The organism is Kiritimatiellia bacterium, from assembly GCA_026417735.1.
In the GTDB taxonomy this organism is placed as follows: domain Bacteria; phylum Verrucomicrobiota; class Kiritimatiellia; order PWTM01; family PWTM01; genus CAACVY01.
In genome coordinates this window covers 24,964-43,285 of sequence record JAOACR010000017.1, presented here as the reverse complement: position 1 = coordinate 43,285, position 18,322 = coordinate 24,964, and the positions used below count along the sequence as shown (strand labels likewise).

Here is an 18,322-nt window from a genome sequence, read left to right as displayed (position 1 = left end):
GGCGGTGTCGCCGGCAGGTGCGCGCCGCTTGTGCCTGGCGCGAGCTACCGAGGCCGGCCAGCGCTCGCGATCTCGAGCAGCCACTCAGCGGTGGGACGGGTCGAATCCAACCACGGCGATGACGTCGCGATGCCGGAGACCACGGAATGCCGGGTTTTCTGCCAGCGGTGGTGGACCTGTGCGCGGTGCGAAGCGCTCGCGCGGCCGGCAATACCGCGAGTTCGGCTGTCCGTCAGGCGGGGGCGATCCGCAGGAAGTGGGGAGCGGCGTCGTCTCTGAGCCGCACCACCTCGTCGATGGGCCGGATCTAGTGAGCCCGAGGCATTGTTGTGACCGCAGCGTTTGCGGCCGAGAACGGTCAGCGGCCGCAAAGCGCACCTGGTTGGCCGGGCATCGAGGGAACCTGCGGTGCGCGCCGGTCGGTGGCTCGTCGCCCTCAGGGGAAGTCGAGCCTTTGCTGGCGGTCGGGCCGGCGCGCTGCGCGCAACACGGGCCGAGCTGCCCCTTGCGGTAGGGCGGGGCAGGTGATCAGCTGCTTCGAGAGGCGGTGCACCGCGCCCGGGTCAGTCGGCTCGCCGGTCGGCCTCCCACGCGGCGCGGCCGAGCGCCGCGCAGGCCGCCCAAGGGAGCGCACGAAAGGCGGCGTGGGACAATGCCTCATCAAGTTCCGCGGGGCTGAGCAAGCGCACCGATGGATGCTCGAGATCGTCGTCGACCGTGGGCCCCTGCGGCACCACATCGAGGGCGAGGAAGAAGTGTGCGCGGCCGGCGCCACGGTTCGCGTCCACCACATATGTGCCGAGCGGCCGCCATCGTCCGCCGCCATAGCCGGTCTCTTCCTGCAGTTCGCGGCGCGCTGCGGTCTCGGGCTGCTCGTGCGGTTCGATGAATCCGCCGGGCAGCGCCAGCGAGCTGCAACCGACCGCGTACTTGTGAACCTCTAGCGCGACGAGCTGGCAAATGGTGGTGACCGCGAAGACGTTCACGTAGTCCGGGGTGTCGATCCAAGTCCAGGGGTCAACGAGACGGCCGTCCGGCGTGCGCACGCGGCGCGCCTCCAGCATCAGGAAAGGGGAAAAATCCGCGATCCGACGGCGATCGAGTGTTGTCCATTCGTGCATTCCGCTATCCTAGGCGGGCCGCCGCGGGCGCGCCAGACGCACGTGGCGCCGGGGCGGGCTGGAGGACAGGATGTGGGCGGGAAAGTGACGGGATGGTTTGGGGCGCTGCTTGCCGCGGTCGCGATGTCGGCGGTGGCGCAGGACATTGTGGTGCGCAAGGGCGCGGCGGCGAAGGCGACGGTGGACTGGAGCGGGTTCTCCGCGCCGTCTTCCGGTGCGGCCGCGACGTTGTTGCAAGTGGCGCGGCAGGATCTGGAACGGTCGGGTTGGTTTCGCACGGTGAGCGCCGGCGCCGAGTTCCGGATATCCGGCGAATGTGCGGAGCGGGGCGGGCAGCTGGCGGCATCGGTGGTGCTGACGGATGCGGGGCGGGGAGCGGTGGCGCTGAGCCGCACGTACTCGGCGGAGGCGGGTCAGGCGCGCGCGCTTGCGCACCGGATCGCCGACGACATTGTGAAGGCGGCGACCGGTCGGGAGGGGTTTGCATCCTCGCGGCTGGTGCTGGTCGGCAATCGCACCGGCCGCAAAGAGCTGTATGTCTGCGACAGCGACGGCCACAATCTGCTGCAGTTGACGCAGGACCGGTCGATCAGTCTCTATCCCCGATGGGGGGCCAACAACGCGGCAATCACCTACACGAGTTATCTGCGGGGCTACCCGGCCGCGTTCCGCATCGAACTGGCCAGCGGCCGCCGCGAGATGCTCGCCGGGTTTCCGGGCCTCAACACGGGTGCGGTGCTCTCCCCGGACGGCCGCAGTTGTGCGCTGATCTTATCTCGCGAGGGGAATCCGGAGCTCTACGTACAGACGCCGCCGGGGGGGCCGGCCACGCGAATCACCCGGACGCCCAACGCGGCGGAATCGAGCCCGACGTGGAGCCCGGACGGTTCTCGGATTGCGTTTGTCTCGGACCTATCGGGCAAGCCGCAGGTGTACGTGGTGTCCCGTGCCGGCGGCGCACCGCAACGCGTGACGTCACGAGGCATTGAGAACGTCGCTCCCTGCTGGGGACCGGACGGCCGGATTGCGTACGCGTGCCGGCTGGGCGCGCGCTTTCAGATTTGTGTGGTGGACCCCGCGACCGGCGCGGTGGACGTGGTCACGCCGGAGGATGCCGACTACGAGGATCCGAGCTGGGCGCGGAACGGCCGGCACATTGCCTGCGCGCGGACCTCGGCGCATCGCAGCTCGATTGTTCTGATTGACACGGTGAGCCGGGAACAGATACCGTTGGTGAGCGGTTCCGGCGATTGGTTTTCGCCGGACTGGTCGAAATAGACGGTGGTGCGCGACGGCGACGAGGGACAGGGAAAGGACGTGATGGTCATGGCGCGAGCAATTCGTTGGTGCGCGGTGCTGATGGCGGCGGCGCTGGTGGTGGGCGGCGGGTGCCGTTCGCGTCCGAAGGCGGGGGCCGCGGGCGATTCGGGCGTCAACCCGCTCGGCGTGGCGCCGGTGCAGGTGGGGGCGGGCGAGGTGGGCATGACGGGCGAGCCGTTCTCCGGCACCGAGCGGCGCGGGGCATTCCAGCCGGTGTACTTTGCCTACGACAGCTCGGCGATCGAGAGCTCGGAGCGTTCGAAGATCGAAGCGGTCGCCGACGCGCTGCGCGCGGCGCCCTCGAAACGGCTGATCATTGAGGGGCATTGCGACGAGCGGGGGAGCAACGAGTACAACCTGGCGCTCGGCGAACGGCGGGCGTTGGCGATCCGCGCGTATCTGATCGGGCTGGGCATTGCGGCGGACCGCATTCAAACAAAGAGCTTTGGCGAGGAACAGCCGGTGGCGTTCGGGCACAACGAGGAGGCGTGGCGTCTGAACCGGCGTGGGGAGTTTGTGATCATCGAATAGCGGCCCGCGCGGACGGGCACGCGGCGGCGGCACGCCAGGTCCGTCGGTTCGAAGGAGTCGGCACGTGGCGCTGGCGTTCATCAGCGGGATCGGCGGCGGAGAGCTGCTGATCATCATGGTGATCTTCCTGCTGTTGTTCGGCTCGAAGAAGCTGCCTGGCATTGCGCGAAATCTGGGGCGGACCATGGCCGAACTGCAGCGTGCCGCGCGGGAGGTTCGGGAGGAGTTTCTCAACGCCGACCGTGAGCTGAATTCGCCCCCGCCCGCGTCCTCCCTGCCGCCCGCGCCGGAGGCGACGCCGCCGGAAGGTGGCGAGTGGCATCCGGACATGGAAGCCTACGGTTATCCGCCACCGTCCGAGCCCCCCGCCGAGGACGGAGGGAGCAGTGCCGCGCCGGCGGACGCGTCTGCGACACCGACCACCGAAACTGCGCCTGCCGACGCGGGGGTGCCGGCCGACACGCCGGCGCCGACGGAACCGGACGGTGAAACTCGGCCCGTTTAAGTTCAGTATTGACAGCGAGGACGTCAGCAAGCCGTTTCTCGAACATTTGGAGGATTTGCGGCAGACGATCCTGCGCAGCATTGGTGCGCTCGCGATCGGGATGCTGGTGGCCGCTCCGCTCGCGCCCACGATCCTGCGGTGGCTGAAACGGCCGTTGTTTCTGGTGTTCTCGAAGCCGGAGGAGGTGGATCAATTTCTCTGGACGTGGGACGTCACCGGCGCATTTGCGCTGGCGATGAAAATCATGTTCTGGGCCGGACTGGTCTTCGCGGCCCCCTTCATCGTGCTGTTCGTCGCACAGTTTGTGTTTCCGGGGCTGACCGCAAAGGAAAAGTACGTGATTCGCCGCAGCGCCGGGGCGGCGGTCGGGCTATTTGCGGCCGGGGTGTTTCTGGCCTACCGGTTTTGTCTGCCGGTGGGACTGCGGGCGATGTGGGCGATGAACCGGTGGCTGGGGGTGCGCCCGCAGTGGACGATCACCAGCTACATCGCGTTCACGCTGCAGTTTCTTCTCGCGTTCGGACTGGTGTTCGAACTGCCGATTGTGTTGTTCATTCTGGGGCGGCTGGGATTGATTTCGGCCAGCACGTTGCGGACCTACCGCCGCCACGTCTATGTCGCGCTGTTCATTGTGGCGGCGGTACTGACGCCGCCGGACGTGTTCAGTCAGCTGTTGATGGGGATACCGCTGGTGCTGCTGTATGAGGCGTGCATCGTGCTGATCGCGGCGACGGAACGCGAGCGGGAGGCGGCGGAGACGAGCCCGCCTGCGGCGCGGCCGCCGGGAGGAGCAGGATGAGCGAGGCAGGACAGCGGCGGATCCTCGTCACGGATGACGATGCCGGCATTCGAGCGGTCGTGCGCCGGGCGCTCGAGGAGCACGGATACACAGTGGAGGAAGCCGCGAACGGGGTGGAGTGTCTGAGGCGCGTGCGCGAGTGGGCCCCGGACCTGGTCATCTTGGATCTGTACATGCCGGAGAAGGACGGGCTGGAGACGCTGCGGGAACTGCGAGCGATGCGGCCAATGCCGCGACTGATCACGATGTCCGGCGGTGGCCCCACCTATGACATGACGATCCTGCAGTCTGCCCGGTTTCTGGGCGCGGAGTCCGCGCTGCTGAAGCCGTTTACCATCGCGGACCTGCTGGAGGTGGTGCGGCGCATGTTGGAGGTGCCGGCCGAGCCGGGCGCAGGGGGCAGCGGTGCCTAGGGGGGCGCCGGCAAAACCGGTGCCGCTGCGCCAGAGGTCAGGGCAGAGGCTGCGTCCATTCCTGCGCCAGCTCGGCAGCCCGCGCCCGGACCGCCGGCGATAGATCGCTGCGGCTCAGTCGGCGGACGAGCTCCACGGCGAGAGCGTCCGGGAAGCGCGCCAGGCTGTCCAACGCGGCAAGCCGCACGTCGTCGCCGGCGGCTCCGCGCCGGCCTTCCGCCGCGGATCGCAGCGCGGCGAGCGCCGGCGCGGTGGGGGTTGCCGCGAGCAGCGCGTCGCGCAGCGCGGCCCGCACGTCGTCAGACGCCGTGTCGAACTGATCGAGGATCTGATCGAGCGCCGGCGCGCTTCCGACGGAGGCCAGCCCCTGCAGCGCCGCGCGGGCGCGCGGTGAGCCGGGCTGGTTCACAATTTCGGCGGCCCACTGGGAGAGCAGGGGGACGGCCGCTTCAGAGCGGCAACGCCGGACGATTTCGAGAACCCTGGTGTAGGCCGCCACATCGCCGTCCACGCGATGCGCGGCTTCCAGCTCGGCGAGCAACGGGGCATCGGCGAGTCGGGCGAGCGTGTCGATCGCGGCCGTGCGCGCCTGCTCCGGCTCTGCGGGATCTAGCCACCGGGCGGCGGCCTCCCGCAGAACCGAGGGACTGGCCGCCCCAGCGGAGGTGCTTTCGCCGAGCGTGTCCGACGGCAAATCGTTGTGTCCGCCGGTGGCTCCGGGTGTGCGCGCTGCCGCGCCGACTCGGATCTCTGCCGGCCACCATCGGACCCGGTCCGGCAGCTGTTCGGCGCGCCAGACCACCGTCCAATCGACGCCGTACAGAAGATGGACGAGCGCGCGCTCGACCGGCACGCCGCTCATTGCGTAGTCGGCGGTGCGATCGGGCAGATCGGCCGGCCAGTTCAGCCGCGCACCCAGCGCACGGGCGAGCGCGTCGATCAGGATGCGACGGTTCCGCTGTCCGGGCTCGATCCAGACACGATCCCCATCGAGGCGCAGTCCGACGGGCTCCGCGGACGGACCGGCCGGGGTGGCCGGCGACGGTACGCTGGCAATCCAGCCGGCAATCGCAAGCACGATTCCGCTGAGCGAAGCGTTGGTCACCACCGCTTGATCAGCTCGAAGCCGTTCCAGTGCGGGGCGGCAGACCCGCGGGTCAGCCACTGCCAGTCGCGGAACTGCGACCACACACCTCGATAAGAGTAGTGCAGCACGCGCGCAGAGCGCAGGTTCTGGGGAACTCGTGGGTCGAACGAATATTCCAGCACCACGCTCTGCTTGGGCAGCGCGGGGTCGGGACGCACGAGGCCGGGGAGCTGCACAATCAGCTTGGTGCGCGGCTGGATGTTGACCAGGTAGGTCCCATCCGTCCGAGGTTGCAGCACACCCAGCAGGTCCCGTGAATAGTCGCCACTCAGGTTGACGAACCGGTAGGCCCACCTCAGCGGCACGGTGAGCACGCCCTTCGTGCCGCTGGCGTCCAGCGGCGTCCAGGAGAATCGCTCGAGATCCACGATGCGGCCGAGTGGCGGCAAGCCGGGAGCGGGCGGCGCGTTGGTGTTGACGTGGAAGGTGGCGGTCGCGATTGCGCTGGGTGTCCAATCGTCCCGAAATGCGCGGGCGCTGACGACGGTATTTTGGTGGAGGATGAATGGCTGGTTGGTCGGCGAGGTGAGCGTGGGGGGGGAACCGTCCAGCGTGTAACGGATCGTTGCGCCGGGCGTGGTGCAGCTCAGTCGAACTTCCACTGGTGCCCGGAAGGTGCCACCGGCGGGCTGAATCGTTGGCGTCGCGACGGTCGTCAGCGTAGCGTCACGCCAGTGAATGCCCCAGACCTGCAGTCCATGATAGGCGGCGCGGGCGTAAATCATCAGGTACCATTCGCCCGCGGCGGGATACATCACTTGGACCAACTCGGTATTTCCAGGCTTGTAGGGCCGGTAGTCGTATTGCGTGAGCGACGGGGGGGCGCCGTGGCGCACGTACATGTCTGCGTCGCCGGCGCCGCCGGTCATTCCGAACACCAGATGTGTTGGACCGTTGGGGACGACCAAACGGTAGAGGCTGAACTTGTGCTTTGGGTTCGACTGCTGCCTGAGGACCTGGCCGTTGACGAGCTCGATCACGCCGGCCGCCGGCGGCGAGGGCGGCGGTTGCGGGGGTTGCGGCACGATCTCATATCGTGCGCTGGCGACTGCGCTGGACTGGCTGCCGACGAATGCACGCGCACGCAGCGTGGTGGTCGCACTGACCAGCGCGGTTTGCACCGCGGGGGAGTTGAGGTGAGGGTCGGAGCCGTCGGTTGTCGCACGAACCACCGCCCCCGGCGTGGCGCAGCCCAGCACCACCCGCACGCTCCCGGTGTACATGCCCGCCGGGGGGGAAAAAACGGGCGGCGCAACGGCCGGTGAGGATGGCGGCGTTCCCTCCAGGACCGCCCACGCTTTTGCCCGGCTAACCGCCGTCTTCGCGAAGATGAGGAGATACCACTCTCCCGGCGGCGGGTTGCGCAAATCCACCCACTCCGCATTGCCAGGGCGCATGGAACGAGCGTCGAACTGTTTGCCATTGGGCAGCCCGCCGCGGCGGACGTAGAGGTCCGCATCACCAGTCCCGCCGAAACTGGCGAACACCAGGCGGCTGGCGCCGGCCGGCACGACCAGTCGATAGAACTGATGGCCGAAGCGCGGCAGCGTGACCGGCTCGATGAGCTGGCCGCTTGCCAGGTCGGTGACACTTTGCGCGAAGGCGGCCTGAGACCACGCCACACTGTACAACACCAGCAGCGCTGTGGTGGTTTTTCGTATCACGATCACGCTCCCTTGATTGGTCGTATCGCTTCCGCCGTAACGTGTGCACGCCCGTCGGGGCGGACGCTAGCGGAATCCGAAGCCGTCGACAAGCAGTTTGGAGCGGAAGGGAAAGTCCGCTAGGCTGCTTCTCATGCCGACGGAAGTGGTCGCCATCGCGAATCAAAAGGGCGGGGTGGGGAAGACCACCACTGCGATCAATCTCGCTGCCTGTCTGGTGGAGCGACGCCGGTCGGTGTTGCTGGTGGACCTCGATCCTCAGGCGAACGCGACCAGCGGCCTGGGGTGCTCGCCCGCCCGCGGTGGGAGCATCTATCGGGCGCTATTTGGCGAGCGTCCCTTCGCGGAGTGCATACGTCCGACGGACTACCGGAACTTTGATATCGTCCCGTCCGAGTTGGATCTGGCCGGAGCCGAAGTGGAGCTCTTGCGGCTGCCCGAGCCGGCCCTCGCACTTCGACGTGCGATGGCACCGTATCTCGCCGCGACACCGCACGAGTTCGTGCTGATCGACTGCCCACCCTCGCTCGGCATCCTCACGGTGAATGCGCTCTGCGCGGCGGACCGGGTGCTGGTGCCGTTGCAGTGCGAGTACTTCGCGCTGGAGGGGTTGAGCGTGATCACGCGTGTGATCGAGGACCTCCGCCGCGGTGCGAACCCGCGCCTCGAGCTGGATGGCATTGTGATGACGATGTACTCGAGTCGAACCAGGCTCGGCCAGCAGGTGGTTCAGGAGGTCGTCAATCATTTTCCGGGTCGTGTCTATGAGAGTCTGATTCCGCGGACCGTGCGACTCGGTGAGGCACCCAGTTTCGCGAAGCCGATCATCGTGTATGACAGTGGCGGCATCGGAGCGGCCGCCTACCGACTGCTTGCGAAGGAGTTTCTCGCCCGTCGCGCCGCGGCCGCCTCGGGCTCCGCGTCAGCCGCGCCGATGAATCAGCCGGAATCCCCGGCGCCCTCTCCGCCGCCCGTGACCGAACCAGCTGCCGAGGTAACCGTCTCGCCCCCCGCGAAGGAACTGGCGGATGGCCACGGCTGAATCGCGCAGCTGATCGCCTGCGCCGTCAGGGGGAGGCGCGCTGCGTCAGCCGCCGCTCCCGCTGGGCGGTGTGCAGATTGGGCGGCCAGACCGGCTTGAGCGGCTCGATCCATGGGCCGTCTTCTGCGTTCAGCAGCTTCGGTCCCGATCCGACCCCAATCAGGTTGATCAACGGCCAGTCCGGCGCTCTCGGGAACTCTCCCGAGCCGCGGATGTTCCAAAACGTCGTCCGAACGCCGGTTTTCGGACCACGGTCGTCCCGGCCGCCGCTTCGGTACAGCTGCTGGGGGTCACCCGCGTCGATGTCGGTGAAGAGATTTTCGTACGGAATGTTCGCATGATGGTCGCAGGTCAGCCGACGTGCGCGGCCCGCCGAGAAGACGTTGCCATTGGCGAGGCCCTCCACGCTGAGATCGTGTTCGAACACCGTCGCGATCTCGAAACGAGTCAGCAGGCAGTCCTGAGAATAGCCGGTCACCCACAGCGCGTGATGGCCGCTGGGATCCTTGCGACGGCGGGCGACGAAACGAACATCGCTGACTTCGACGAACCGGCAGCCGGAGAGGATCACTCCGTTGTCGCAGTCCACGAAGCTGACGTTGCGGACCCAGCCATTTACGACGCCGCGAAGCTGCAGCGCGTTGAAACCTTCCTCGAGCAAGTGCGCTTTCTTCGGCGTGCCTGGAAATTCGAATGAGAGGTGCTCGACGCCCATGTCCTCCGCGGTCGGCTGCCAGACCCACGCGCGCGGATCCCACTCGGGCCGCACGTCGAGCCGAAGTGGCCGGTCCAGCGTAACGCGCGAGTCCTCGCGCGCGACGATCCGCGCGACCCAGTCCATGAAATACTGCATCTCCTCAAACGTCGCCGCGCCCGCCTCGAAACGATCGCCGTGGAGATGGCGGCCGAGCGAGCGCTCGCTCGCCATCGTCAGGCGAAGATACGAACCGGTCGGGAACGCGGAGGCGTCATCCAGCACGAGGGTGCGCTCGCCCCGGCGGGCGGGCGCGACGACCTTCGCCGCCGGTGCGGACGCCGCACCTCCCTCCAGCGTGACGAAGCCCCCGCTGAACGCCCAGCGCGATTTGAAACCGTCCACAACGGAGCGGCCGCGGATTTCGGTGAATGACTTTGGGCAGACCAGTACACTGCGATCCGGCCCCTCGCCGCGCAGCACCACGCCCCCACGACGCAGTGTGACCACGTCGGTCAACACGTACCGGCCTGCGGGCACGAGGATCGCGCCGTGTGGGGTTGCGTCGATCGCGCGGCGAAATGCGGCGGTATCGTCGGTGACGCCGTCCCCCCGAGCGCCGTGGCGACGGACGTCCGTCGTCACCGGTACTGTGGGAATCGTGGCTTCGCCGTGACGATAGCCTGCGAACGAGAAGTCCGGCAGGCGGCTGGTTGCGCGCCACAGTTCGCCGCTGGCGCCCCACAGGCGGGACGGCTCCCCGCGGCGGCGCGGTGAGGGAGCGGCGGGGGAGGGCGGGGCGGGGGGTGATGGAGGCAGCGACGTCGCGGGTCGTTGGGTTGCACGCGCTTCCGGCGGTGTTTCGGGAGGCGGGGTGCGGCCGGAGGCGAGCGCGAGGATCCGGCGCTGGTCCTCGTCGCAGAGTTCGTCCAGTGTGATCGCGAAGCGTGTGCCACCGGGGCCGGCCATGATGACGCGGCGTCCGGTCAGCTGCAGGAATGTTGCCTCGAAGGTCTCGCCGCTTGCCCGTACCCACACGCGCCCGAACGCGGCAACGCCGATCGTGAGCGAACCGGCGACGAGCCAGGCGAGACCGAGCCGGTGCGCAGCGTGGCGGGCAAGGATGCTCATGGGGCGGGCCCCCGGTCTTTCGGGGCCACCACGGACGGGGGGTTGGCTGCGAAAGGTCGGTCCAGCCGGAAGTCCGGCGTGAACTCGTCCGAGAGCGGCTCTGGCTGGATCAGCACGTTCTCGAAACCGAGACGTTCGACTTCGTTCAGAACTTCCTCGTACTCCGCCGGGGTCACGCGCCGGTTGAGAAATTGACGTTCGTGGCAGCGAGGCGTCGGCCGGAACTGGCTCATCACGGAAATGGGAAGGAACCGTCCGAACTCACGGCGCAGCAGCCGCAACACATCGAGACTGTTGTGTACGTGACCCGGCAGCACAAGGTGGCGTACCAGCACGCCGCGTTGGGCGGGCCGTTCGCCGCTCGGATCCCACGGTTCGAGAAAACCGCGGGCATCCACCATGCGGCGCAGCGATTCGAGCGCCAGATCGGTGTACCGGCGATCGCCCATCACGTGCTGAGCGAGATCCGGCGAGGCGAACTTGAAATCGGGCAGGAAGATGTCGATCCAGCGCGCATATTCCTCGACCATTTCGGGACGGTGATAGCCGGAGGAATTGAAGAGGAAGGGGACGGCCTCGCCGGACCTACGAAGGCGCTCGCACAGTTCGGCGATGTGGGGCCAAAAGTGGTCGGGCGTCACAAAATTGAGGTTGTGGACGCGATGACGGCTCAGAAGGTGCCGAACCTGCTCCTCAAACTCGTCGGGCGTGAGGATGTCGCCCAGGTGCTCGAGAGAAATCTGCCAGTTCTGGCAGAACATGCAGCGGCTGGAACAGCCCGAAAAGAAGATCGTGCCGGAGCCCCGCGACGAGCTGATCGGTGGCTCCTCACCGAAGTGCGCAACGATGGAGGCCACTCGCAATTGCGCGGTCTCCCCGCATCGACCGCGGTGGCCGGCGCGGCGGTCGACCCCGCAGTCGCGTGGGCAGAGCCGGCAGCAGGCGTAGGCGTCGAGCACCACGGGAGGGATTGTGGGGGTATGACGGCACGGGATCAATAGCCGTGGTCGGGCGTTGTTCCCGCAAGAAGGGAGTCCCTTGCTCGCGGCGTGGCTGGATCCATCAGGCCGTACGGACTTGAGGCGGCGGGACTGCTCAGCGTGCGGGAGAAGTCCGGCGCGGTCGGTAAGAGGGGAACAGAGGTTGGGGAGAGGGGGTAGGGACGGCGGTTGTGGCGTCTCCCGCGATTCCAACGCGGGTCTACTGACCGGGCGGCAAGACACCACGAACCGCGGTCGGCAGCCTCGCAGCCACCCACGGTGCTAGGCCAGGCCGGCCGCCCGGACCGCTGTTCGCATTTTCTCGAGGCCGATGCGGGCGATCTCTGCCGCCGGCAGCTTCCAGTACTCTTCGTTGAACAACTCGAGCGAGAGCGTGACTTCTGCCCCGCTATCGGCGAGGATCCGGAGGATTTCCGCGAGCGGAGCGGCGCCATCGCCGGGCCAAACCCGGTGCGCATCTCGCAGCTGCTCTCGCGGCGGTTCGGCGGGGACATCGTTCATGTGGAAGCAGCGGAGCATCGCGCCATTGAACGCCCGCAGTCCCGACACGGGGCTTCCTCCCCGCACAATGTGGTAAACATCCGCGAGAAGCCCGGCGTTCGCCCTCCCCGAGCGAACCAGCACGTATGCGGCCTCTGCGAGCGTGCTCAGATGTGCAGATGCCCCCCAGATTTCGAGAAGTGGCGTAACGCCCTCCGAGGTGCCGATGGCGGAAACCGCGGCGAATCGTTCCGCGATCACATCCAGGCCAATCCGCGGTTCCGCTTTCGTGCCGCCCGCCGGCGGGGCGGCGATGCACTGTCCGCCGAGCGCAGCGATCATGCCCATTTCGCGGCGGAGCTGTTCGAGGGCGCGGGCCCTTTCTGCGGCATCCTCTACGATCCATTTGGCAAAACCAATCGCGTTGACGATCCGCAGGCCTCGGTCTGCGCACTCGCGCGCGAGGTCGCGAAGCGAGCCACCGCCGGCGACGAATGCTTCAATGTCGCTGAGCCATGGCTCGTAGCCCTGGTAGCCGGTGGCGGCCGCCAACCGGAGTTGTTCGGGCAGGGGCAGTCGATGGGAGCGGATCGTCGCCGCATTGAGGGCGTATTGGAAGCGGACGGCGGGCGCCGAAGTCCGCAGGGCCGTACTGGGCGCGGCGCCAAGTGGCGAGAACATCGCCGCGCCGAGCGAGACCAGCACTTCGCGACGGTTGAGCCGCATCGGACGCGAGGGGGTTAGAGCGTCCACCCGCTGCGGTAGGGCGGCGCAAGCCAGCGGTTCGCGTCGTCGTGGTTTGTGAAACGCATCGCGGCGGCGTCGTATTCCAGGCGGATGCCGGGATAACGGACCGCAATCGCGCCCAGCAGGCCGACCTCGCTCAGTCGAGCACCGTATTCGAAATCTGCATTGGCCGGGCGGCCTTCGCGTACCGCGTCCAGCCAGTCGCGGTAATGGCCGTGCGGGATGCGGGGAAGGGATTTCGGCGGCGCGCCGTACTCCTTCATCTTCGCCTCCGGGATGATCCGGCATCCGCCTGCGCCGTGGGATCCGTACATGATCTTGCCGCGCGTGCCGATCACGATCGCGCCAACGCCGGGCACGTTACGATCCGGCTCCAGCTCCTCCGGTCGGGGAGGCCGGATCTTGCCATCGTGCCAGATCAGCCGCACCGGTCCGCGATTGCCCCGCGCAGGAAACTCGAAGGTGATCCGGGTGCCGGGCGGGTAGAGATCCGCATGTTCGCGGGGGTCATAGTTCATGCACTCCGCTTGCACCGCAATCGGTGCATCGAGCTCAAGCGCCCAGAACACGGGGTCGACGACGTGGCAGGCCCAGTCGCCGATCGCACCGGTGCCGAACGGCATCCAGCCGCGCCAGCCCCACGGCACGTAGGCAGGGTGGTAGGGGCGCTCCGGCGCGGGGCCAAGCCAGAGCTCCCAATCGAGCTCGCGGGGGATCGTTGGGCGCTCCGAACGCACCGCCGCCAGCTTCGCGTACTGGCAGTACACGTCCGGGAAGGCATCACAGGCGCAGTGGACCTCGGTCACCTCGCCGATCGCACCGGCACGGACCATCTCCACGAACACGCGGATCGATTCGCTGGAATGGCCCTGGTTGCCCATCTGGGTGATCAGCCGGCGTGTGCGGGCCTCGCGCGCGAGCGCGCGAGCTTCCGCGACCGAGTGTGCGAGCGGTTTTTCGCAAAACACGTGTTTGCCATGGCGCATGGCGGCCATCGCGGCGACCGCATGGGTGTGGTCGGGAGTGGCGACCAGCACTGCATCGATTTGGTCGCTCATCTCGTCGAACATGCGCCGAAAATCGCGGTAGCGTTTCGCCTGGGGGAGCTCTTTGAACGCGTTCGCGGCGCGACGGTCGTCCACGTCGCACAGGGCGACCACGTCCTCGCTGAGCATGTTTTTCAGGTCGCTCCAGCCCTGGCCGCCGCAGCCGATCGCCGCAAGTCGCAGCTTCGAATTGGCGGAGGGCTGGCCGGGCCCACCGAACACGCGGCGCGGCACGATCTGAGCGGTCGCCGCGGCAGCAACCGCCGTCGCGAGGAATTCTCGGCGTGAGAGCATGAGAACCTCCTTGTTCACAATCGGTAGTTGGGGGATTCCTTCGTGATCTTCACGTCATGGGGGTGCGACTCGATGACGCCGGCCTGTGTGATGCGCACGAACCGGCCGCGGCGACGGAGCTCGGCGATCGTGCGGCATCCGCAATAGCCCATCGCGGCGCGGAGACCTCCGCAGAACTGCGCAATCACCTTGTCGAGCGAGCCGGCGTAGGGGACCATGCCTTCAATGCCCTGCGGCACCAGCTCCTCTTCGCTGGCGCCAGCCAGCCCATAGCGCTGTCGGCTGCCCTCTCGCGCCCGCATCGCATCCAAGCTGCCCATTCCCCGATAGGCGACATACTGGCGGCCCTGGTGGATGATCTTTTCGCCGGGGCTTTCATCCGTGCCGGCGAGCACGCCGCCCATCATGACCGACTCGGCACCGGCCGCGATCGCTTTTGGCACGTCGCCGGAGTGCCGGATACCGCCGTCGGCAATCACCGGGATCGAATCGTTCAGCGCGCGCGCGCACTCATAGATCGCGGTGATCTGCGGTACGCCCACGCCGGCGACGACGCGAGTGGTGCAGATGGAGCCGGGACCGATCCCCACCTTCACCGCGTCCGCTCCGGCATCGCGCAGGGCGATCGCGGCCTCGCCGGTCGCGATGTTCCCGGCGATCACGTCGAGGTCGGGAAAGCGTGTCTTCGTCCAGCGGGTCATCTCAATCACACCGCGGCTGTGACCGTGCGCGGTGTCGATCACGATCACATCCGCATGGTGTTCCGCGAGCGCTTCGACCCGCTCGTAGTCGCCGGGGCCGACCGCTGCGCCCACCCGCAGCCGGTAGTGCGCATCGCGGTTGTACTGTGGCTTTACGTTCCGCACGAGCGTGGCGACGTCGGAATAGGAGTACAGGCCGACGAGTTTGCGGCCGCGGACCAGCGGGAGCTTGCCGATCCGATGGCGGGTCATGATCTCGTAGGCTTCCTGCAGGGTCGTGTTGGGCGGCGCGGTGATCACGTTTCGGGTCATCACCTCGCGGATGGGGGCGTCGGGGGAGGGGGCGAACTTCACATCCCGCGCGGTGAGGATGCCGACCAGCCGGTCATTCCGGTCGAGGATCGGGAAGCCGGAGAATCCGTATCCCGCCTTCTCGCACGTTTCGCGGACGTCGCGCAGCGTCTGGTGGTCGCGAAACGTCACCGGCTTCGCGATCAGGCCGTTGAGGTGGCGTTTCACCGCGTCGACCATCTCGACCTGCTCGGCGATCGAGAGGTTTTTGTGAATGACACCCAGGCCGCCCAGCATTGCCATGCCGATGGCCATCCGGCTTTCGGTGACGGTGTCCATCGCGGCACTGATGAACGGGATGCTCATTGTGATGCGGGAGGTCAGCCGGGTGCGGATGTCCGCTTCGGGGGGGAGGAAGTCGCTGTACTGGGTGATCAGCGAAACGTCGTCGAATGTGAGCGCCTCATGAGGAAATGCGGCCATGAAGGCGTCCATTTCGGGATTGATGCTCATCGCACGTCCTTTTGGCATGAGGAGTCTAGACCTGCGGGGTCGCGAGCGTCAAATGAGTGAGGCGGCGCGGGACGGGAAACTTGGCGGTGCGACCGGTTGTTTGGGGCGCGGACGCCGGCCGCGGCCATCTCAGTGGCCGGGCAAAAAGGCCCTGGTGGTGCGCCCCTTTGGAGGGAGGCTCGGTTGGAGGGCGGGGCGCACACCAGGGCCCGAAAGAGATCACTGCTCCCAGTTCACCAGCCGAGAACCGGGAGCACCGTACTGAATTCCGGTGGCAGGTGCAAGCCGAATCACGGAGTGGGGAGGGTTGGTGGGCAGCTCCGGTTGCAGCGCCAAACGATGGTCGGGCAAAAACTCATCTGTCGGAGTGAGGGAATAGGGCTGTGATAGCGCGTCGCGGGACAGGCGTCCGGAGGGCGACGGAGCGTGAGCGAGCGCGCGCCACAGCACCGCGATGCCTGCGACCAGCGCGAGAGCGGCGGCGGCCCGCGCGGCGGCCGGCAGCGCGGTTTCTTCGAGCCACAGCCGCCAGACCGGAACCGGCCGTGCGTCCGCGATGGCCAGTCGGATCTTGAGGGCCACCCGTTCGGCCGCTGTTGGCCCGGCCGTCTCGCGCGACTTCAGTCTCAGCCAGGCGCGCACCCGAAGGTCGTGCTCCGCAAACACGCGGCATCTGCCGCAGTGGGCCAGATGGTCGGTGACGAAGGCCGCGAACGGCGGCTCTTGCTCGACGATTTGCTGCTGAATGTCGTCGCAGTTCATGGCGCGAACTCCGCGAGCAGCTCTTGCAGGCGGCGGCGGGCGTAGAACAACCGCGACCGGACCGTGCCGACCGGCAGCTGGAGTACCCGGGCAATGTCCTCGTGACGCCAACCTTGGATGTCGTGCAGCACCACCACCTGTCTATGTTCTTCAGACAACGTTTGGAGCGCTTCGTTCAACCGCTGCTGCAACTCTTTGAGGCCAACCTGCCGCGGGGGGGACTGCCCCCCACTGGCGAGGAGCTCCGAGGCCTCCCGTCCGACGTCCTCACCGAGGTCGGCGAGACTGACGTCGTCCGGGCGTCGGTGCCGGCGGGCGGCGGCGGTGTAGGAGGTGTTCAACGCGATGCGATAGAGCCAGGTGGAAAAGGCGGCGTCGCCGCGAAAGCGCCGCAGCGCACGATACGCACGCAAAAAAATGGTCTGGACGAGGTCCTCGGCATCCTGCCGATGGCCGATCATGTGGTAAACGAGGCCGAACACCCGGTCGAAATACCGGTGAACCAGCTGGTCGAAGGCGGCCGTGTCGCCATCGCGCGCCCGACGGACGAGTACTTCATCCGGGGGGTCGGCCGCGGTGGACTGGGCGGCCGGTGCGTTGGAGGAGGTGGGGGACGGGTCGCTCATTGAGCGGGGGAGGGGCTGGTCGGTTCGGCGGGCCCGTGGCCGCCGCGGTGGACAGCGGGCACCGCCAGTGAGCCATCGAAGTATTCGATCACATGGCCTCGTTCGACGAGCCAGGCGATGTGGCCAAACAGTTCGGTGCGCGCGGCCGAGTCGTGGGCGCGCTCGCGAAGCACGTCCGCCGCTACTGCCTCGCGGTGGATACCCGGATGAGCGGCGAGATAGGTCAGCGCCTCCCGAATCGGCGCCACCGCGTGGTCCGGCGCGAGCGGGCAGGGACGGATCGCGGTGACATAGGTGTGGTGGCCGTCCGTCTTGAAAAAGTGAAGGCGCATGTGGCGCAGCGCGGGCCGCAGCGCGTCCATCATGGTATGCGGAAAACGCTGTTCTTTGTGCCAAGCGGCGCGGAGGGATGCACGGATTCCCGGGTCGTTAATTTGCTCTGCGATCCGACCGGGAATGATCGCGCGCGAAACGCTCTTCACGCGCGTTGGCGCGAGCTCAAGCTCGAGTGTCCTTCGTGCTTCGGCCCAGCTCAGAGGTTCAGCCGGCGACTGATCGCGTCGGAAGTAGGCGCGGCGGTGCGCGTATTCGTGCCGCCACTGCTCGATCGCCGCCGGATCGCGGACCATCTCGAGCTGTAGCTGGTACTCGGCGACCGTCATTTTCCTCTCCCTCCCCGCCCCGGCCGCGGCCTCCGTCACTGCGCTGGCAAACGAGTGATGATTGGGCGGACCGATCAGCCGGCCGGTAAACGGGCAACGGGCGACGCAGGTGAACTGGCCAGGAGGAGGTTCTTCGGAGAGCTCGCGCGTCTCGAACCACACCTCCGCGTGGGATTCCACCACATGCGCCTGGGCAGCTCCCGCCGTTGAATACACCACGCCGCATTCAGCGCACTGAAACAACGTAACCTCGGCCGGTCGATCGGGGTCATTCGGCGAGGGAGCAGAAGGCGCGACCTCGATGCGGACCAGGTGGAACTCAGGACGGCTGAGGAAGAACTCTGCCAACTGCAGTAGCGGATAGGCGCGGTGACTGGCCTGAATGCGGTGGGCCACGACCGACAGACTGTGGCGCTCGGGAAGAAACGCGATGCTGAGCGGCAACGGCGGGCGAAGCTGTGGACGTGCCTCATCGCGCCGCTCTCGGGTGGATCGCGGTGATCGGCCGGCGTCACGCGGACGCGGTTCGCTCTGTCGCGGAGGTGCCCCAGTGGAGCGCTCGTGCCCTCGTCGATAGTCCCGGCGCTGCCGCGGTGGCGGTCGCCGTTCCCCATGCCGACGCTCGGTCTCGGGCTCGTCGGTCCCGGCGGGGAGGGCATTCTCATCGGCGGTCGACGCCGCCTCGGTCGACCCGTATTCCGTGGGCGGCCGCCGTGCCCAGCTCGGCACAAAGGTCAGGTGAAGCAGCAGGTCTTCCTGCGCGTCGTCCGGTCGTGTCGGGTCCATGAATTCTGGCTTCCGCCCGCTGGTGCGGTCCCAGCCCACGCCATTT

Annotated in this window: 17 protein-coding genes; 6 read left to right on the top strand and 11 right to left on the bottom strand. The window is 67.5% G+C overall.

All coding sequences use genetic code 11. The features are described from left to right. Positions 1 to 563 precede the first annotated feature (563 nt). Positions 564 to 1,121 carry an NUDIX hydrolase gene (locus N2652_08535; GenBank protein ID MCX7819239.1) on the bottom strand — a complete coding sequence of 186 codons (558 nt, stop codon included), beginning with the start codon at positions 1,119 to 1,121 and terminating at the stop codon, positions 564 to 566. A 72-nt stretch (positions 1,122 to 1,193) separates the two neighbouring features. Here N2652_08535 and N2652_08530 point away from each other — a divergent pair, with 72 nt between their 5' ends. From N2652_08530 to N2652_08510, 5 genes are all read left to right on the top strand, one after another. Beyond that, positions 1,194 to 2,399 carry a hypothetical protein gene (locus N2652_08530; GenBank protein ID MCX7819238.1) on the top strand — a complete coding sequence of 402 codons (1,206 nt, stop codon included), beginning with the start codon at positions 1,194 to 1,196 and terminating at the stop codon, positions 2,397 to 2,399. 3 nt (positions 2,400 to 2,402) lie between these two features. Then, entirely contained in the window at positions 2,403 to 2,972 is a 570-nt protein-coding gene (locus N2652_08525; protein ID MCX7819237.1) for an OmpA family protein, read from the top strand. A 64-nt stretch (positions 2,973 to 3,036) separates the two neighbouring features. Beyond that, positions 3,037 to 3,477 carry a twin-arginine translocase TatA/TatE family subunit gene (locus N2652_08520; protein MCX7819236.1) on the top strand — a complete coding sequence of 147 codons (441 nt, stop codon included), beginning with the start codon at positions 3,037 to 3,039 and terminating at the stop codon, positions 3,475 to 3,477. Further along, a complete protein-coding gene (tatC, locus tag N2652_08515) occupies positions 3,458 to 4,276 on the top strand; it encodes a twin-arginine translocase subunit TatC (protein MCX7819235.1) in 819 nt (272 codons plus the stop codon). Before N2652_08520 ends, tatC begins: the two co-directional genes overlap by 20 nt. Beyond that, a complete protein-coding gene (locus N2652_08510) occupies positions 4,273 to 4,689 on the top strand; it encodes a response regulator (protein MCX7819234.1) in 417 nt (138 codons plus the stop codon). Before tatC ends, N2652_08510 begins: the two co-directional genes overlap by 4 nt. A 37-nt stretch (positions 4,690 to 4,726) precedes the next feature. Here N2652_08510 and N2652_08505 read toward each other — a convergent pair whose 3' ends face one another. Next, positions 4,727 to 5,794, bottom strand: a complete 1,068-nt coding sequence (locus N2652_08505) for a hypothetical protein (protein ID MCX7819233.1) — start codon at positions 5,792 to 5,794, stop codon at positions 4,727 to 4,729. Next, positions 5,791 to 7,500, bottom strand: coding sequence for a chitobiase/beta-hexosaminidase C-terminal domain-containing protein (locus N2652_08500; GenBank protein ID MCX7819232.1), 1,710 nt, complete (start codon positions 7,498 to 7,500; stop codon positions 5,791 to 5,793). Before N2652_08500 ends, N2652_08505 begins: the two co-directional genes overlap by 4 nt. Before the next feature lie 133 nt (positions 7,501 to 7,633). On the opposite strand from N2652_08500, the gene N2652_08495 reads away from it, so the two are divergent. Beyond that, on the top strand, positions 7,634 to 8,542 hold the full coding sequence (locus N2652_08495; GenBank protein ID MCX7819231.1) for an AAA family ATPase: 909 nt from the start codon (positions 7,634 to 7,636) through the stop codon (positions 8,540 to 8,542). A gap of 25 nt (positions 8,543 to 8,567) precedes the next feature. Here N2652_08495 and N2652_08490 read toward each other — a convergent pair whose 3' ends face one another. The 8 genes from N2652_08490 to N2652_08455 all read right to left on the bottom strand — a co-directional run bounded on the left by N2652_08490 (position 8,568) and on the right by N2652_08455 (position 18,276). Further along, positions 8,568 to 10,367, bottom strand: a complete 1,800-nt coding sequence (locus N2652_08490) for a glycoside hydrolase family 55 protein (protein MCX7819230.1) — start codon at positions 10,365 to 10,367, stop codon at positions 8,568 to 8,570. Beyond that, entirely contained in the window at positions 10,364 to 11,224 is an 861-nt protein-coding gene (locus N2652_08485; protein ID MCX7819229.1) for a radical SAM protein, read from the bottom strand. The genes N2652_08490 and N2652_08485 overlap by 4 nt, the downstream gene beginning before the upstream one ends. 405 nt (positions 11,225 to 11,629) lie before the next feature. Continuing rightward, on the bottom strand, positions 11,630 to 12,574 hold the full coding sequence (locus N2652_08480; GenBank protein ID MCX7819228.1) for a sugar phosphate isomerase/epimerase: 945 nt from the start codon (positions 12,572 to 12,574) through the stop codon (positions 11,630 to 11,632). 14 nt (positions 12,575 to 12,588) lie between these two features. Then, a complete protein-coding gene (locus N2652_08475) occupies positions 12,589 to 13,935 on the bottom strand; it encodes a Gfo/Idh/MocA family oxidoreductase (protein ID MCX7819227.1) in 1,347 nt (448 codons plus the stop codon). A 14-nt stretch (positions 13,936 to 13,949) separates the two neighbouring features. After that, positions 13,950 to 15,440: an IMP dehydrogenase gene (guaB, locus tag N2652_08470; protein MCX7819226.1), complete on the bottom strand. Its 1,491-nt coding sequence runs from the start codon at positions 15,438 to 15,440 to the stop codon at positions 13,950 to 13,952. A gap of 219 nt (positions 15,441 to 15,659) precedes the next feature. Continuing rightward, on the bottom strand, positions 15,660 to 16,202 hold the full coding sequence (locus N2652_08465) for a hypothetical protein (protein ID MCX7819225.1): 543 nt from the start codon (positions 16,200 to 16,202) through the stop codon (positions 15,660 to 15,662). Next, positions 16,199 to 16,828, bottom strand: a complete 630-nt coding sequence (locus tag N2652_08460; GenBank protein MCX7819224.1) for a sigma-70 family RNA polymerase sigma factor — start codon at positions 16,826 to 16,828, stop codon at positions 16,199 to 16,201. The genes N2652_08465 and N2652_08460 overlap by 4 nt, the downstream gene beginning before the upstream one ends. Further along, positions 16,825 to 18,276: a hypothetical protein gene (locus tag N2652_08455; protein MCX7819223.1), complete on the bottom strand. Its 1,452-nt coding sequence runs from the start codon at positions 18,274 to 18,276 to the stop codon at positions 16,825 to 16,827. The genes N2652_08460 and N2652_08455 overlap by 4 nt, the downstream gene beginning before the upstream one ends. Positions 18,277 to 18,322 lie beyond the last annotated feature (46 nt).

Coding starts and splice junctions, on each gene's coding strand:
- N2652_08495 (MCX7819231.1), top strand. CDS start 7,634: ATGCCGACGGAAGTGGTCGCCATCGCGAATCAAAAGGGCGGGGTGGGG.
- N2652_08480 (MCX7819228.1), bottom strand. CDS start 12,574: ATGCGGCTCAACCGTCGCGAAGTGCTGGTCTCGCTCGGCGCGGCGATG.
- N2652_08535 (MCX7819239.1), bottom strand. CDS start 1,121: ATGCACGAATGGACAACACTCGATCGCCGTCGGATCGCGGATTTTTCC.
- guaB (MCX7819226.1), bottom strand. CDS start 15,440: ATGAGCATCAATCCCGAAATGGACGCCTTCATGGCCGCATTTCCTCAT.
- N2652_08465 (MCX7819225.1), bottom strand. CDS start 16,202: ATGAACTGCGACGACATTCAGCAGCAAATCGTCGAGCAAGAGCCGCCG.
- N2652_08510 (MCX7819234.1), top strand. CDS start 4,273: ATGAGCGAGGCAGGACAGCGGCGGATCCTCGTCACGGATGACGATGCC.
- N2652_08455 (MCX7819223.1), bottom strand. CDS start 18,276: ATGGACCCGACACGACCGGACGACGCGCAGGAAGACCTGCTGCTTCAC.
- N2652_08490 (MCX7819230.1), bottom strand. CDS start 10,367: ATGAGCATCCTTGCCCGCCACGCTGCGCACCGGCTCGGTCTCGCCTGG.
- N2652_08460 (MCX7819224.1), bottom strand. CDS start 16,828: ATGAGCGACCCGTCCCCCACCTCCTCCAACGCACCGGCCGCCCAGTCC.
- N2652_08475 (MCX7819227.1), bottom strand. CDS start 13,935: ATGCTCTCACGCCGAGAATTCCTCGCGACGGCGGTTGCTGCCGCGGCG.